This window comes from Staphylococcus sp. HGB0015, from assembly GCF_000411275.1.
Taxonomy (GTDB): Bacteria; Bacillota; Bacilli; order Staphylococcales; family Staphylococcaceae; genus Staphylococcus; species Staphylococcus schleiferi.
Window position 1 is genome coordinate 145364 of the sequence record NZ_KE150418.1, and the last position, 14745, is coordinate 160108.

General features: G+C 37.5%; 12 protein-coding genes, 1 riboswitch and 1 other annotated feature. Of the genes, 11 read left to right on the forward strand and 1 reads right to left on the reverse strand.

Annotated features, from left to right (window positions below):
- The first annotated feature begins 3 nt into the window (after positions 1-3).
- From yaaA to gyrA, 4 genes are read left to right on the forward strand one after another with little or no spacing between them, the layout of a single operon-like run.
- Positions 4-243, forward strand: a complete 240-nt coding sequence (gene yaaA / locus HMPREF1208_RS07405; RefSeq protein WP_016425730.1) for a S4 domain-containing protein YaaA — start codon at positions 4-6, stop codon at positions 241-243.
- Positions 240-1355: a DNA replication/repair protein RecF gene (gene recF / locus HMPREF1208_RS07410; protein WP_016425731.1), complete on the forward strand. Its 1116-nt coding sequence runs from the start codon at positions 240-242 to the stop codon at positions 1353-1355. Before yaaA ends, recF begins: the two co-directional genes overlap by 4 nt.
- A gap of 23 nt (positions 1356-1378) precedes the next feature.
- Complete coding sequence (gyrB, locus tag HMPREF1208_RS07415) at positions 1379-3301, forward strand: DNA topoisomerase (ATP-hydrolyzing) subunit B (protein ID WP_016425732.1); 1923 nt, start codon at positions 1379-1381, stop codon at positions 3299-3301.
- A 35-nt stretch (positions 3302-3336) separates the two neighbouring features.
- Positions 3337-5967: a DNA gyrase subunit A gene (gene gyrA, locus HMPREF1208_RS07420; protein ID WP_016425733.1), complete on the forward strand. Its 2631-nt coding sequence runs from the start codon at positions 3337-3339 to the stop codon at positions 5965-5967.
- 129 nt (positions 5968-6096) lie between these two features.
- On the opposite strand, the gene HMPREF1208_RS07425 is transcribed toward gyrA, so the two are convergent.
- Entirely contained in the window at positions 6097-6939 is an 843-nt protein-coding gene (locus tag HMPREF1208_RS07425; RefSeq protein ID WP_207554581.1) for an NAD(P)H-hydrate dehydratase, read from the reverse strand.
- Positions 6940-7366: 427 nt separating this feature from the next.
- Here HMPREF1208_RS07425 and hutH point away from each other — a divergent pair, with 427 nt between their 5' ends.
- The 7 genes from hutH (at position 7367) to HMPREF1208_RS07460 (ending at position 14737) form a co-directional block, all read left to right on the forward strand.
- Positions 7367-8869: a histidine ammonia-lyase gene (hutH, locus tag HMPREF1208_RS07430; protein ID WP_016425735.1), complete on the forward strand. Its 1503-nt coding sequence runs from the start codon at positions 7367-7369 to the stop codon at positions 8867-8869.
- A 46-nt stretch (positions 8870-8915) separates the two neighbouring features.
- Positions 8916-9114 (forward strand) — a binding site (T-box leader).
- Positions 9115-9192: 78 nt separating this feature from the next.
- Positions 9193-10473, forward strand: coding sequence for a serine--tRNA ligase (gene serS, locus HMPREF1208_RS07435; RefSeq protein WP_016425736.1), 1281 nt, complete (start codon positions 9193-9195; stop codon positions 10471-10473).
- 72 nt (positions 10474-10545) lie between these two features.
- Positions 10546-11073, forward strand: a complete 528-nt coding sequence (locus tag HMPREF1208_RS07440; protein ID WP_016425737.1) for a YceI family protein — start codon at positions 10546-10548, stop codon at positions 11071-11073.
- Positions 11074-11393: 320 nt separating this feature from the next.
- Complete coding sequence (locus HMPREF1208_RS07445; RefSeq protein WP_016425738.1) at positions 11394-12089, forward strand: AzlC family ABC transporter permease; 696 nt, start codon at positions 11394-11396, stop codon at positions 12087-12089.
- Positions 12086-12415: an AzlD domain-containing protein gene (locus HMPREF1208_RS07450; RefSeq protein WP_016425739.1), complete on the forward strand. Its 330-nt coding sequence runs from the start codon at positions 12086-12088 to the stop codon at positions 12413-12415. The genes HMPREF1208_RS07445 and HMPREF1208_RS07450 overlap by 4 nt, the downstream gene beginning before the upstream one ends.
- A 50-nt stretch (positions 12416-12465) precedes the next feature.
- Positions 12466-12564: riboswitch (SAM riboswitch) on the forward strand.
- An 84-nt stretch (positions 12565-12648) separates the two neighbouring features.
- The gene (metX, locus tag HMPREF1208_RS07455; protein WP_016425740.1) at positions 12649-13614 is read left to right on the forward strand and encodes a homoserine O-acetyltransferase MetX; all 966 of its coding nucleotides are present in this window, start codon (positions 12649-12651) and stop codon (positions 13612-13614) included.
- Positions 13615-13816: 202 nt separating this feature from the next.
- Entirely contained in the window at positions 13817-14737 is a 921-nt protein-coding gene (locus tag HMPREF1208_RS07460) for a DUF2232 domain-containing protein (RefSeq protein ID WP_228480298.1), read from the forward strand.
- Positions 14738-14745: the final 8 nt, after the last annotated feature.

Sequence of the window (14745 nt, forward strand, 5' to 3'; positions counted from 1 at the left end):
AATATGAATGGAGTGATTAAATTGGCTGAGGAAGTAATTGTTGATGGTGAACTCACTTTAGGACAATTTTTAAACTATGAAGGCATCATTGAATCAGGAGGACAAGCGAAGTGGTTTTTAAGTGAATATGATGTTTTCTTGAATGGCGAGCATGAATCGCGTCGTGGCAAAAAGTTACATGACGGGGACCGTATAGAAATTCCTGAAGTAGGTTCATATATCATCAAATTCGGCGAGCAATGAAACTTAAAACACTCCAATTAGAAAACTATCGAAATTACGAAGAGATATTGCTTCAATGTCATCCTGAAGTCAATATTTTAATTGGTGAAAATGCACAAGGAAAAACCAATCTATTGGAATCTATTTACACCTTAGCCTTAGCGAAGAGTCATCGTACGACGAATGATAGGGAATTAATTCGTTTTAATACTGAGTATGCTAAAATAGAGGGTGAGCTCAGTTTTCGCCATGGTACGATGCCGCTCACAATGTTTATCACGAAAAAAGGTAAAAAGGTAAAAGTAAATCATTTAGAGCAAAGTCGTTTGACGCAGTATATAGGCCATTTGAATGTGGTCCTTTTTGCGCCTGAAGACTTAAATATTGTCAAAGGCGCACCACAAGTGAGAAGACGTTTTATCGATATGGAACTTGGGCAAATTTCAAATTTATATTTAAATGATTTATCGCAATATCAACGTATTTTGAAACAACGCAATCACTATTTAAAGCAGCTGCAATTGAAACAGACAAAAGATACAACGATGTTAGAAGTACTGAATCAGCAATTTGCTGAATATGCAGTGAAAGTGACACAACGCAGAGCACAATTTATTGCAGAACTAGAAACTTTAGCAGAGCCCATTCATTCAGGTATTACGAATGGTCGCGAAGCTTTGACATTAAAATATTTACCTAGTATCAAAATTGAAGACACCTCGCAAGCAGAGGCAGTCTTAATTCAAAAAGTACTCGAAGACCTTCAAAGTCACCAGAATCGTGAAATCGAGCGCGGTGTGAGTTTAAATGGACCACACCGTGACGATTTAGCTTTTCAAGTGAATGGCATGGACGCACAAGTTTATGGCTCTCAAGGTCAGCAACGGACAACAGCGCTTTCGATTAAGTTAGCAGAAATTGAATTAATGAATCAAGAAGTGGGGGAATACCCCATTTTATTACTTGATGACGTTTTAAGTGAACTAGATGATGCACGTCAAACGCATCTTTTAAGTACAATTCAGCATAAAGTTCAAACATTTGTGACAACCACTTCGGTAGATGGTATTGATCATGAAATAATGAAAAACGCGAAGATATATCAAATTGCACAAGGAAATATTAAGCAGTAGGAAGAAAGTGAAGGTGGGAAGCATTGGCTGATGTGAACAACTCGGAAAATTATGGTGCGAGTCAGATTCAAGTTTTAGAAGGACTTGAAGCGGTACGTAAGCGACCAGGTATGTATATTGGTTCTACTTCAGAACGTGGTCTACATCATCTTGTTTGGGAAATTGTCGATAACAGTATTGATGAAGCACTTGCAGGATATGCAGATGATATTGAAGTGATCATCGAAAAAGACAATTGGATTAAAGTTACAGATAATGGACGCGGTATTCCTGTCGATATTCAAGAAAAAATGGGACGTCCTGCTGTAGAAGTTATTTTAACTGTATTACACGCTGGTGGGAAATTTGGCGGCGGTGGCTATAAAGTTTCAGGTGGTTTACACGGTGTAGGTTCATCTGTTGTAAATGCATTGAGTGAGACGTTAGAAGTTTACGTTCATAGAAATGGACGTATTCATCATCAAGCCTACCACATGGGTGTACCTGCATTTGATTTGAAACAAATTGGTGATACAGACCAAACAGGGACAGTGATTCGTTTTAAGGCAGATGGCACGATATTCCAAGAAACGACAGTGTATAACTATGAAACTTTGCAAAAACGTATTCGTGAATTAGCCTTTTTAAATAAAGGTATCCGTATTACGCTCAGAGACGAGCGTGACGAAGAAGAAATTCGTGAGGATAGTTACCACTATGAAGGTGGAATAAAGTCGTATGTCGAGCTTATAAACGAGAATAAAGAGCCATTACATGAAGAACCTATTTATGTTCATGAGACACGCGATGACATTGAAGTCGAAATCGCTATTCAATATAACAGTGGTTTTGCGACAAATTTACTGACTTACGCGAATAATATCCACACATATGAAGGTGGGACGCATGAAGATGGCTTTAAACGTGCGTTAACGAGAGTATTAAATAATTATGGATCTCAAAATAAGTTAATCAAAGATGAGAAAGAACGCTTGTCAGGTGAAGATACGAGAGAAGGTTTAACTGCTATCGTTTCCATCAAGCATGGAGATCCTCAGTTTGAAGGACAAACAAAAACAAAATTAGGCAACTCTGAGGTTCGTCAAATTGTTGACCGCGTATTCTCGGAGCTTTTTGAACGTTTCTTATATGAGCATCCACAAATTGGACGAATTATTATCGAAAAAGGTATTATGGCTTCTCGCGCACGTATCGCTGCGAAAAAAGCGCGTGAAGTCACACGTCGTAAGTCTGCACTTGATATTTCAAGCTTACCAGGTAAGTTAGCAGACTGCTCAAGTAAAGATCCATCTGAAAGTGAGATTTTCTTAGTAGAGGGTGACTCTGCCGGGGGGTCTACAAAATCAGGTCGAGACTCACGTACGCAAGCAATATTGCCTTTAAGAGGGAAAATTTTAAACGTTGAAAAAGCACGTTTAGATAAGATTTTGAATAACAACGAAATTCGTCAAATGGTCACTGCATTTGGAACAGGTATCGGCGGAGAGTTCGATATCTCAAAAGCCCGTTACCACAAGATTGTCATTATGACTGATGCGGATGTCGATGGTGCGCATATTCGGACGCTTTTATTGACGTTCTTTTATCGTTTTATGCGCCCACTTATTGAAGCTGGTTATGTTTATATCGCACAACCGCCATTGTACAAGTTAACACAAGGGAAACAAAAATATTATGTCTTTAATGACCGCGAATTGGATAAATTAAAAGAAAGACTTAATCCAACGCCAAAATGGTCAATTGCACGTTATAAAGGTTTAGGGGAAATGAACGCAGACCAATTATGGGAAACAACAATGAATCCTGAAAACCGTGCAATGCTTCAAGTGACTTTAGATGATGCAATCGAAGCGGATCAGACATTTGAAATGTTGATGGGCGATGTCGTCGAAAATCGTCGTCAGTTCATTGAAGATAATGCCGTATATGCCAACCTAGATTTCTAGAATGAGAATTGGAAAATGAGAAGGAGGATATCTTGATGGCTGAAACACCTGAATCAAGAATTAATGAACGTAATATCAGCAAAGAGATGCGAGAATCGTTTTTGGATTATGCCATGAGTGTTATTGTGTCTCGTGCTTTGCCAGATGTCAGAGATGGTTTAAAACCTGTACATCGTCGTATTTTATACGGCCTCAATGAGCAAGGTATGACGCCAGACAAACCGTATAAAAAATCTGCCCGTATCGTAGGGGATGTAATGGGTAAATATCATCCACATGGGGACTCTTCTATTTATGAAGCAATGGTCCGTATGGCACAGGATTTCAGCTATCGTTATCCACTTGTAGATGGACAAGGTAACTTTGGTTCTATGGATGGTGACGGCGCAGCAGCAATGCGTTACACTGAAGCGCGTATGACAAAACTTGCCTTAGAACTGTTGCGTGATATTAATAAAGATACGATTGATTTTATTGATAACTATGATGGAAATGAACGGGAACCAAGTGTATTACCTTCACGTTTCCCAAATTTATTGGTTAACGGAGCTTCAGGGATTGCGGTAGGTATGGCAACGAATATCCCACCACATAATATGCGCGAAGTCATTGATGGTGTCCTAAGTTTAAGTCATAATCCAGAAATTACCATTAATGAATTAATGGAAAATATTCAAGGCCCAGACTTTCCAACGGCAGGCTTAATTCTAGGTAAAAGTGGTATTCGACGTGCATATGAAACAGGCCGTGGCTCTATTATTATGAGAGCAAAAGCTGAAATTGAATCACGTGGTGGAGGCCGTGAACGTATTGTTGTGACGGAAATTCCATTCCAAGTCAATAAAGCACGCATGATTGAAAAAATTGCTGAATTAGTACGCGATAAAAAAATTGAAGGCATCACAGATTTACGTGATGAAACGAGTTTACGTACAGGGGTTCGTATCGTTATTGATATTCGTAAAGATGCGAATGCAAGTGTAATATTGAACAACTTGTATAAACAAACGCCCCTTCAAACTTCATTTGGTGTTAATATGATTGCGCTCGTTAACGGTAGACCGAAATTAATTAACTTGAAACAAGCGTTATATCACTATTTAGAGCACCAAAAAGAAGTAGTTCGTCGTCGCACAGCTTATAACTTACGTAAAGCAAAAGACCGTGCTCATATACTAGAAGGTTTAAGAATTGCACTAGACCATATCGATGAGATTATTACAATTATTCGAGAATCTGAAACAGATAAAGTGGCAATGGAAAGCTTACAATCACGTTTTGAACTTTCTGAACGTCAGGCACAAGCAATTCTTGATATGCGTTTAAGACGTCTGACAGGCTTAGAACGAGATAAAATTGAAAACGAATATAACGAACTTCTTGCCTATATTGAAGAATTAGAAGCAATCTTAGCAGATGAAGAGAAGTTATTAGCACTTGTTCGTGAAGAGCTTACAGAAATCAAAGAAAAATATGGCGATGATAGACGTACTGAAATTCAACTTGGCGGTATAGATCAACTTGAAGATGAAGATCTTATTCCAGAAGAACAAATCGTTATTACACTGAGTCATAATAACTATATTAAACGTTTACCAGCATCAACATATCGCTCACAAAATCGTGGCGGTCGTGGTGTACAAGGTATGAATACGTTAGAAGATGATTTTGTGAGTCAGTTGGTTACAACGAGTACACACGACCATATCTTGTTCTTTACGAATAAAGGTCGGGTCTACAAACTCAAAGGTTATGAAGTGCCAGAACTCTCACGTCAGTCTAAAGGTATTCCTATTGTTAACGCGATAGAACTTGAAAGTGACGAAAATATCAGCACAATGATTGCTGTTAAAGATTTAGAGTCTGAAGAAGACTTCCTTGTATTTGTAACGAAAAAAGGTTTAATTAAACGTTCTGCATTGAGTAACTTTAACCGTATCAATCGTAATGGTAAGATTGCGATTAAATTTAGAGATGAAGATGAGTTAGTAGCTGTACGTTTAACTGATGGCGAAAAACATATTCTGATTGGTACAGCAGATGCCTCTCTTATCCGTTTTAAAGAGACAGATGTTCGTTCCATGAGTCGTATCGCAGCGGGTGTCAAAGGGATTAAGCTTCGCGATGGTGACGAGGTTATTGGCTTAGGCGTTACGAATGAAGAAAGTAATGATGAGATTTTAGTAGTCACTGAAAAAGGTTACGGTAAGCGTACCTCTATTGAAGAGTACCGTTTGTCTAACCGTGGTGGTATGGGTGTTAAAACTGCCAAATTGACAGAGCGAAACGGTCAACTCGTATGTATTGCAACTGTTGAAGGTGATGAAGATTTAATGGTTGTTACAAACCAAGGTGTGATTATTCGTATGGAAGTGAGCGATATTTCAGTGAATGGACGTATGGCTCAAGGTGTACGTTTAATTCGCCTAGATGATGAACAGTTTGTATCTACAGTGGCTAAAGTGAAAAAAGAACCAGAAAATCTTGAAGCGGAAAATGATGAACTAGAATCAGAGACAGAGACTGTTATTGAAGACGATGTACCTGGTGCTACAATTCATACAGAAGCGCCTGAAGTGAGCGACAACGACACAGAAGAACGAGAAACGTTAAGACAAGATTTTATGGATCGCGTTAATGAAGATATTGAAAATGAAGATGAATAAAATCAGATAAATTAAGAAGCGACGATGATTCTATTGGGAATCACCGCCGCTTCTTTTTTAATTGAACAGAGTCATGAAAACAGCATCAAAGGATTTCGACCACTTCATGCATTAACGAAGAATGATATTTTAATCTTCCAATTGTTTCATTGCGTATGGAATTTCGTCAATCATTCTTGAAGGGGGTACAACATACATCTCCTGAGAAAGTTTTTCTCCTATATAACTATGTGTGTATGTGGCACTGGTAATTGCATCAACAAGATTGTCAAATTGACCTACAAAGCTTGTTATCATTCCAGCAAGGGTATCCCCCATTCCGCCTGTCGCCATCGCAGGGTTGCCAATTTGTAATTGATATTCTTCGTCTTTAAAGAAAATTTCTGTTCCATGTTTCTTTAGGACAACTGTGCCCCCAAGACGATCGACGGCTTCTCGGTTTCGTTCATAAGTTTGTTCTTCTATTGGAATGCCACTCAAACGCTCCCACTCTTTCTGATGTGGTGTGTAGATGACATTGCAAGCTGGAATTTCAGGTTTTAATTTACTTACAATTGATATCGCATCGCCATCCACAATGAGCGTATGGTGGGGTTGAATATTTTGTAAAAGAAATGTCATAGCATTATTGCCTTTAAAATCAAGACCCAAACCTGGACCAATTAAAATACAATCTGAAACTTCAATCATCTTTGTCAGTTTTTTCGTATCATTAATATCAATGACCATAGCCTCTGGACAGCGAGAATGAAGTGCAACATGATTTGTTGGATGTGTTGCGACTGTAATTAATCCACCACCACTGTAAACACACGCACGTGCTGCAATCATAATCGCACCACCAAGATTGGCATTGCCACCAATTAAAAGTATACGACCGTAATCTCCTTTATGCGTATCACGCTTACGTTTAGGTATGCTGACAGCTGACAATGTTTTCACGTTTGTGACCCTCCTATCTGGAATTTCCATTATTACAACAAGATATATTATACCTGGTTTGTACTTTCGTCAATACCAATTCAAAGCTTCTAGAATGCGGTCATGCTTACCGATAATAGGAAAGGCTGATGTCATGCGGTTAGCCTTTAGATATTTTTATCATTTTGAGCTCAAAATGCGGAATAGAATTGATATATCGCTATCCTCAAATGAATCTCGTCTCCAGTTCATCCTTGTACTAAAATGGATGATTAAGCTTCTTCTCATTTGTTTAACACGTTAAAAGATTAATTTAATACCATGTTACGAATATTATGAAAACTATTGTTTAAGCGATTTAAGAATCCTATACTGATTATTAAGTGTGATGGGGATGGGACAGCATCAAAATTGAGTAGACGAGCTAAAAGATGTCCGATGCGCATCAAAAGCTAATATATGATAGGGGTGGATAATGATGACTTTACGTCTAAATGGGGATCAACTCACAATTGAAGCGATTCGCCAATTTCTAGCTACTGGAGATCAAATTGAAATTAGTGAAGAGGCACATGCGCGTGTCAAAAGAAGTCGTGCGATTGTGGAGCGCATTATTGCAAATAAGGAAACAGTATATGGGATTACGACAGGCTTTGGGTTATTCAGTGACGTATTAATTGATCAACAAAAGTATAATGAATTACAAGTCAACCTGATTCGTTCACATGCTTGTGGGGTCGGTCAACCTTTTGCACAACGCGTCGCTTTAGTAATGATGGTCTTGCGTCTTAATACTTTATTGAAAGGTCATTCTGGTGTCACAACCGACCTTGTTGATCAGCTTGTCTTTTTTATTAATAATCGGATTATTCCAGTGATTCCGCAACAAGGTTCTTTAGGTGCATCGGGTGATTTAGCACCATTGTCTCATCTCGCTTTATCTTTAATCGGGGAAGGCAAAGTTGAATATCAAGGTGAGATTTTAGACAGCTCGGATGTCTTAAAACGCCTTGACCGTGCTCCTTTGGCACTTCAAGCTAAAGAAGGCTTAGCATTGATAAATGGAACACAAGCCATGACTGCACAAGGTGTGATTACATTTATTGAGACAGAGAGTCTTGCATATCAAGCAGAATGGGTAGCTGCTTTAACACATCAAGCTTTGAATGGTATAACAGATGCATATCATGAAGCGGTGCATAGAGTGCGTAATTTCGAGGAACAAGTCGCGGTAGCAGGACGGATGTTAGACTGGCTGGAAGGTTCCCAATTGACTACACGCCAAGGGGAAATTCGTGTCCAAGATCCTTACACATTACGTTGTATTCCTCAAATTCATGGGGCCAGCTTTCAAGTCTTCAATTATGTACGTGAAAAATTAGAATTTGAAATGAATGCGGCAAATGATAATCCGCTTATCTTTGATGAAAATGATGAAACCCTCGTAATTTCTGGTGGTAACTTTCACGGTCAACCTGTCGCATTTGCACTCGACTTTTTAAAAATTGGAACAAGTGAACTCGGTAATGTGTCTGAAAGACGTCTTGAACGATTAGTTAATCCACAATTGAATGGTGGGCTACCTCCTTTCTTAAGTCCTGAACCAGGTCTACAAAGTGGTGCAATGATTATGCAATATGCTGCAGCCAGCCTAGTATCAGAGAATAAAACATTAGCGCATCCAGCGAGTGTCGATTCTATCCCATCGTCAGCTAACCAAGAAGACCATGTATCAATGGGAACGATAGCCTCACGCCTTGGTTATCAAATTCTAGAAAATGTACGTCGTGTTATCGCAATTGAGGCAATTATTGCGCTTCAAGCCGTAGAGTTGAAAAATGTATCTCAATTATCGCCTAAAACCTATGAAAAGTTTACGGATTTACGTAAAATCGTCCCTTCAATCAAAGAAGATCGTCAATTCCATCGAGATATTGAAAATGTAGCAAATTATTTACAAAATGTGGCATATCAGAAATAAGCTTGCTATTCAAATTTTTCTTTGATATATTAAATGTAAATTAATAGAGTACATTGTTTGTGGAATAAGTAATATAGGAATGGAATTAGAGAGTTTGTGGTTGGTGAAAACAAATGTACGGCACTATATGAAATCTATCCACGTATAGAAACAATTCGGGTCAAACCGTTAAATTTTGTAAGAGTGCAGACATATGAAGATGTCTGTTAAATAGGGTGGCAACGCGTCAAAACCACGTCCCTTGTGTTGAGGGATGTGGTTTTTTATTTTCGTGATGTTTCCTCATCTTAAATTTTAAAAAACTTGTGAAAGGAAGTTGGCATATGTTAGACATTAAATTATTTAGAAGTGAGAAGGAAAAAGTTAAAGAGAAAATTGCTTTAAGAGGTATGGATCCTGCTGTTGTGGAAGAAGTTTTGACTTTAGATCAACAACGTCGTGACTTGATTCAACAAACAGAAGATTTAAAAGCAGAGCGTAATAAAGCATCACAACAAATCGCAGAAAAAAAACGAAACAAAGAAAATGCAGATGATGCGATCAAAGCACAACGTGAAGTAGGGGAGAAAATTAAAGCGATCGATGCACAACTTAAAGAAGTTGACGATACATTAAAAGACAAACTTTCTCGTATCCCTAACCTTATTCACGATGATGTCCCTGAAGGTAAAGATGACAGTGAAAATGTTGAGTTGAAAAAATGGGGCACACCACGCGAATTTAATTTTGAAGCGAAACCCCATTGGGATCTTGTAGAAACTTTAAAAATGGCTGACTTTGACCGTGCAGCACGCGTATCAGGAGCACGCTTTGTATACTTAACAAATGATGGCGCGAAATTAGAACGTGCTTTAATGAACTTTATGATTACGATGCATACGACACAACATGGTTATTCAGAAATGATGGTACCTCAACTTGTAAATGCTAAAGCAATGTATGGCACAGGACAATTACCAAAATTTGAAGAAGATTTATTTAAAGTAGAAAAAGAAGCTCTCTATACAATTCCAACAGCAGAAGTGCCATTGACAAATTATTATAGAGATGAAATTATCCAGCCAGGTGTCTTACCTGAAAAATTCACAGGTCAATCTGCATGTTTTAGAAGTGAAGCGGGTTCTGCCGGCCGTGATACACGTGGACTCATTCGTTTACATCAATTTAATAAAGTAGAGATGGTTAGAATTGAGAAGCCAGAAGACTCATGGAATGCTTTAGAAGAAATGACGACTAATGCTGAAGCGATTCTAGAAGCACTTCAATTACCTTATCGCCGTGTCATCTTGTGTACGGGAGATATCGGATTTGGTGCAAGTAAAACATATGATTTAGAAGTTTGGTTACCAAGTTACAATGACTATAAAGAAATTAGCTCTTGTTCAAACTGTACAGACTTCCAAGCGCGTCGTGCTAACATCCGTTTTAAACGTGATAAAGATGCGAAACCTGAATATGTTCATACATTGAATGGTTCTGGTTTAGCGGTAGGTCGTACATTTGCGGCTATTGTTGAAAACTATCAAAATGAAGACGGTACGATTACTGTACCAGAAGCGTTAGTGCCATTTATGGGCGGTCAAACTGTGATTGAACCAAAATAATTGTGAGATGATTGAATACGCATCTTTAGGGTAAATACTCTAGAGATGCGTATTTTTTAAGGAGGTATTTTAATGGCACATTTTAAAGTTGATACAGCACATAGTCATGTCGGTTTTGCGATTCAACATATGATGGTGAATACATTGAAAGGTCAATTTCATGACTACCAATTTGAGATTGAAGGCGATTTAGATCAGCCGACATCTTTACAAGCTAAAGGTACAATTCAAGTGAACTCTATCGATACGTATGTGAGAGATCGAGATGACCATTTACAAAGTGAAGACTTTTTTGATGCAAAACAATACCCAGAAATTAAATTTACAACGAAAGCGATTGAGCCAGCGGGAGATCACTACAAAGCACAAGTTGAAGTGACATTTAAAGGACATACTCAAGATGAGGAATTCGAGCTTTATGTCAATGGTTCAGGTAAAAACCCTCTAAGTGGCGATACAAATGCAGGGTTCACCTTAAAAGGTGAACTTAACCGCGAAGACTACGGTCTTACTTATAATGCACCTTTAGAAACAGGCGGTGTCTTTATAGGTAAAAAAGTTAAAATCGAACTTAACCTTGAAACAGTTGTAGAAGGATAATTAAGATTATCGTTTTATTAATGATATAAAATTTGAATTGGCGTTTAAGAAATATACGTCTTGATATTTGTTAGAGCGAGACAACGAAATCAAAATGGTTTCTGTCTCGCTCTATTTTTGAGCATGTAAATAGATAAAATGATATTATAACAGCTTTTACAACAGTTAAAAAATCTGAAAATTTTATTTTTTTAAACCCCTTTGTTAAGCCTTTTTAATACAATCGTTAGACTTCGGACACTATGACGTTAGACTAACCTGATAGAGAATTTGATAATCTTGTATTATAATAAGATTAATTTTTTTAGAAGGGATGTGTCATGGTGTCGCATACAACTTTTAAGCAAGGCGTACAAGAATGTATTCCAACTTTGTTAGGCTATGCAGGGATAGGATTTTCCTTTGGCGTTGTCGGTGTTGCTTCTGGTTTTGGCTTACTTGAAATCGTGATGTTATCGATGCTTGTTTATGCCGGAGCTGCTCAGTTTATTATTGTCGCTTTAATGGTTGTTCATACACCAGTTTGGATTATTGTACTGACAACGTTAATCGTAAATAGTCGCATGTTCCTATTGAGTATGACACTAGCAAATAATTTTAAGCAGGAAAGTTTACTTCATAGAGTTGGGGTAGGCGCGTTACTCACTGATGAGACTTTTGCTGTGGCCATAACGCCTCATTCAAAAGGTCTCCCCATAACACGTAATTGGATGTATGGACTAAATTTAACAGCCTACTTATTTTGGATTTTTGTCTCTATTTTGGGGGCGTTACTTGGCAACTTTTTTAAAAATCCATATGCATTTGGTTTAGATTATGCCATTATAGCGATGTTTGTATTTTTAACGATTGCACAATTTGAAGGAATCACCAAGTCAAAGATGCGTACTTATTTGTTATTGATGCTGATTGTCATTGTTATGATGTTATCGCTAAGTATGGTCATGTCTTCCTATTTAGCAATTTTATTCGCGTCTACTATCACTGCAGCAATAGGGATGGTGATTGATCGATGACACTTTATATCTTATTGGCAATTATAGGTTCGGGAATTGTCACTTTACTTTTACGTATTACACCGCTTGTGATGATTTCTCGTGTACAGCTTTCTGATAAAGTTTTAAAATGGCTCACTTTTATTCCAATCAACCTTTTCACAGCTTTAGTCGTGGATGGTTTAATCCAGCAACAAAAAGGTGTGATGGGTTATACATTAAACTGGAACTTTGCCTTAGCGCTAATACCCACTGTTATTAGTGCTTTTTGGCTTAGAAGTTTAACAATAACAGTTATTGTAGGTATGATTAGTGTCGCATTATTGAGAATAGCCGGATTATTCTAATAATCGTTTGCATGTCGATAATGAATGAGGTATGATAAAAAACAAAAATATACTTATTAAGAGAAGTTGAGGGATTTGGCCCTGTGACGCTTCAGCAACCACTTATTGATAAGTACGGTGCTACAACCAACCATTGCGGATGATAAGTTAACATAGATGTGCTTACAAAGGTTGTATTACCGTTATTTCGGAAATACAACCTTTTTTGAATTTTAGAGGGAGGGCATACTAAAATGATGAATTATCGAGTTGACACATTAGAGTTAGGCGCTTTTACAACTGAATCTGGAGAGAAAATTGAAAATTTAAAGCTTCAATATGAACATGTAGGTTACCCAGGTCAACCTTTAGTGCTTGTTTGTCATGCGTTGACAGGCAACCATTTAACATATGGAACAGAGGAAAATCCAGGGTGGTGGCGTGAGATTATTGATGGGGGTTACATGCCGCTTCATGATTATCAGTTTCTTACTTTTAATGTTATCGGTAGTCCATTCGGTTCTAGCTCACGTGTAACAGATCAAAATTTTCCTCAGCACCTTACAATGCGCGATATTGCCCATGCGCTTGAAAAAGGAATTGAAGCTTTAGGCTTCCGTAAAATTGATGTACTCATAGGCGGTTCTTTAGGCGGTATGCAAGCACTTGAGCTCCTTTATCGGCATAAATTTGAAGTAGAAAAAGCAGTGATTCTTGCAGCGACCGCAAAGACATCTTCGTATAGCCGTGCATTTAATGAAATTGCGAGACAAGCCATTCACATAGCAGGTAAAGAAGGTTTAAGTATTGCGCGTCAACTCGGTTTCCTGACGTATCGATCATCTAAAAGCTATGAAGCCCGTTTTACACCTGATGAAGTCGTCACATATCAAAAATATCAAGGTGATAAATTTAAAGAACAATTTGACTTACAGTGCTATTTAACATTGCTAGACGTCTTGGATAGCCATGATATTTATAGAGGAAGAGAAAATGTGGACAAGGTGTATCAATCATTGAATACAAAAGTGCTGACACTTGGTTTTACCGATGATTTGTTGTACCCCGATGATCAAGTTGCTGCACTTGGTAAGCACTTCAAATACCATCGTCATTTTTTTGTGCCTGATAATGTTGGGCATGATGGCTTTTTGCTTAATTTTAATGACTGGGCGCCCTATTTATATCATTTCTTAAAAGTTTCGCGATTTCGACGCTAATTTTAGACGATAATGTTATCTATTTGTTATAATTGTGTAAACTAGAAATACTAGACAATAAGCTGTATTTTAGGGATAATAGCTAAAATATAGCTTTTCTTTGTGTTTGAGGAGATGTAAAGATATGTCATCTAATCAACACAAATTGTATTCATATTACAAAGCTTGTAAAATAGAAGTTATAGAATAAATTAGTTTGGAAGTGGCGTCTTTGTTTTCTAAAATCAAGCCTAAAGAAACCCTAGTAGGTACAATTGTTCTATTAGCGGTAGCTTTAGTACTGCATTTTATGCCTTGGTCAGTAATGATTATCGCATGTTTTGCAACCTTACCAGGAATCATATTATGGTACCGTTCCATTCATTCTTTTGGATTGGCTACTTTAATTACGATATTACTCTCAACATTAACGGGCGACTTGTTTGTAATGACCTTTATGATCATTTTATTAGCATTGAGTGCAGTGATTGCACAATTGCTTAAGCAACGTGCCTCAAAAGAACATATTTTGTATGTCGCAACACTTGTGACGAGCATCATTACAATCGGTGCTATCATGATTTTGCAAGGTTTAAAACAATTACCATATGCACAAGTGTTATTAGAGCCTTATCAAAAAATCGTTAATCAAATGATTGAGATGCAAAATTTAGATCAACAGGCAAGAGAGGTTTTAAATAACTCTGTGCATCAGTTGGCAGTTCAATTGCCAGCTATGATTGTTGTGACGATTGCAATTTATTTAATCATCACGTTGATGATTATCTTTCCAATCTTACGTAAATTCAAAATTGCAACGCCTGTTTTTCGTCCATTATATTTATGGCAAATGAAACGTTCTCTATTTATTATTTACGCCATTGCGTTGTTGGTCAGTGTGACAACAGAACCTGCCACAACAATCAATAGTATCGGTATTAATTTTCAAATTGTATTAGGTTTCTTATTAGTCATTCAAGGTTTAAGTTTTATACATTACTTTACTACAATAAAACGAATGCCAGTTGCTGTGTCTGTCATCTTTATTGTGTTAGGTATTATTTTTTATCCAATGACACGTTTGATTGGTTTATTAGATCTTGGGTTAAATTTAAAAAGTATGATTAAAAACGATAAGAGGTGACAAACAAG

Bases quoted from the DNA above. Each gene is read 5' to 3' on its own strand.
- yaaA (WP_016425730.1), top strand. From the start codon at position 4: ATGAATGGAGTGATTAAATTGGCTGAGGAAGTAATTGTTGATGGTGAA.
- recF (WP_016425731.1), top strand. From the start codon at position 240: ATGAAACTTAAAACACTCCAATTAGAAAACTATCGAAATTACGAAGAG.
- gyrA (WP_016425733.1), top strand. From the start codon at position 3,337: ATGGCTGAAACACCTGAATCAAGAATTAATGAACGTAATATCAGCAAA.
- HMPREF1208_RS07425 (WP_207554581.1), bottom strand. From the start codon at position 6,939: ATGGAAATTCCAGATAGGAGGGTCACAAACGTGAAAACATTGTCAGCT.
- hutH (WP_016425735.1), top strand. From the start codon at position 7,367: ATGACTTTACGTCTAAATGGGGATCAACTCACAATTGAAGCGATTCGC.
- serS (WP_016425736.1), top strand. From the start codon at position 9,193: ATGTTAGACATTAAATTATTTAGAAGTGAGAAGGAAAAAGTTAAAGAG.
- HMPREF1208_RS07440 (WP_016425737.1), top strand. From the start codon at position 10,546: ATGGCACATTTTAAAGTTGATACAGCACATAGTCATGTCGGTTTTGCG.
- HMPREF1208_RS07445 (WP_016425738.1), top strand. From the start codon at position 11,394: ATGGTGTCGCATACAACTTTTAAGCAAGGCGTACAAGAATGTATTCCA.
- HMPREF1208_RS07450 (WP_016425739.1), top strand. From the start codon at position 12,086: ATGACACTTTATATCTTATTGGCAATTATAGGTTCGGGAATTGTCACT.
- metX (WP_016425740.1), top strand. From the start codon at position 12,649: ATGATGAATTATCGAGTTGACACATTAGAGTTAGGCGCTTTTACAACT.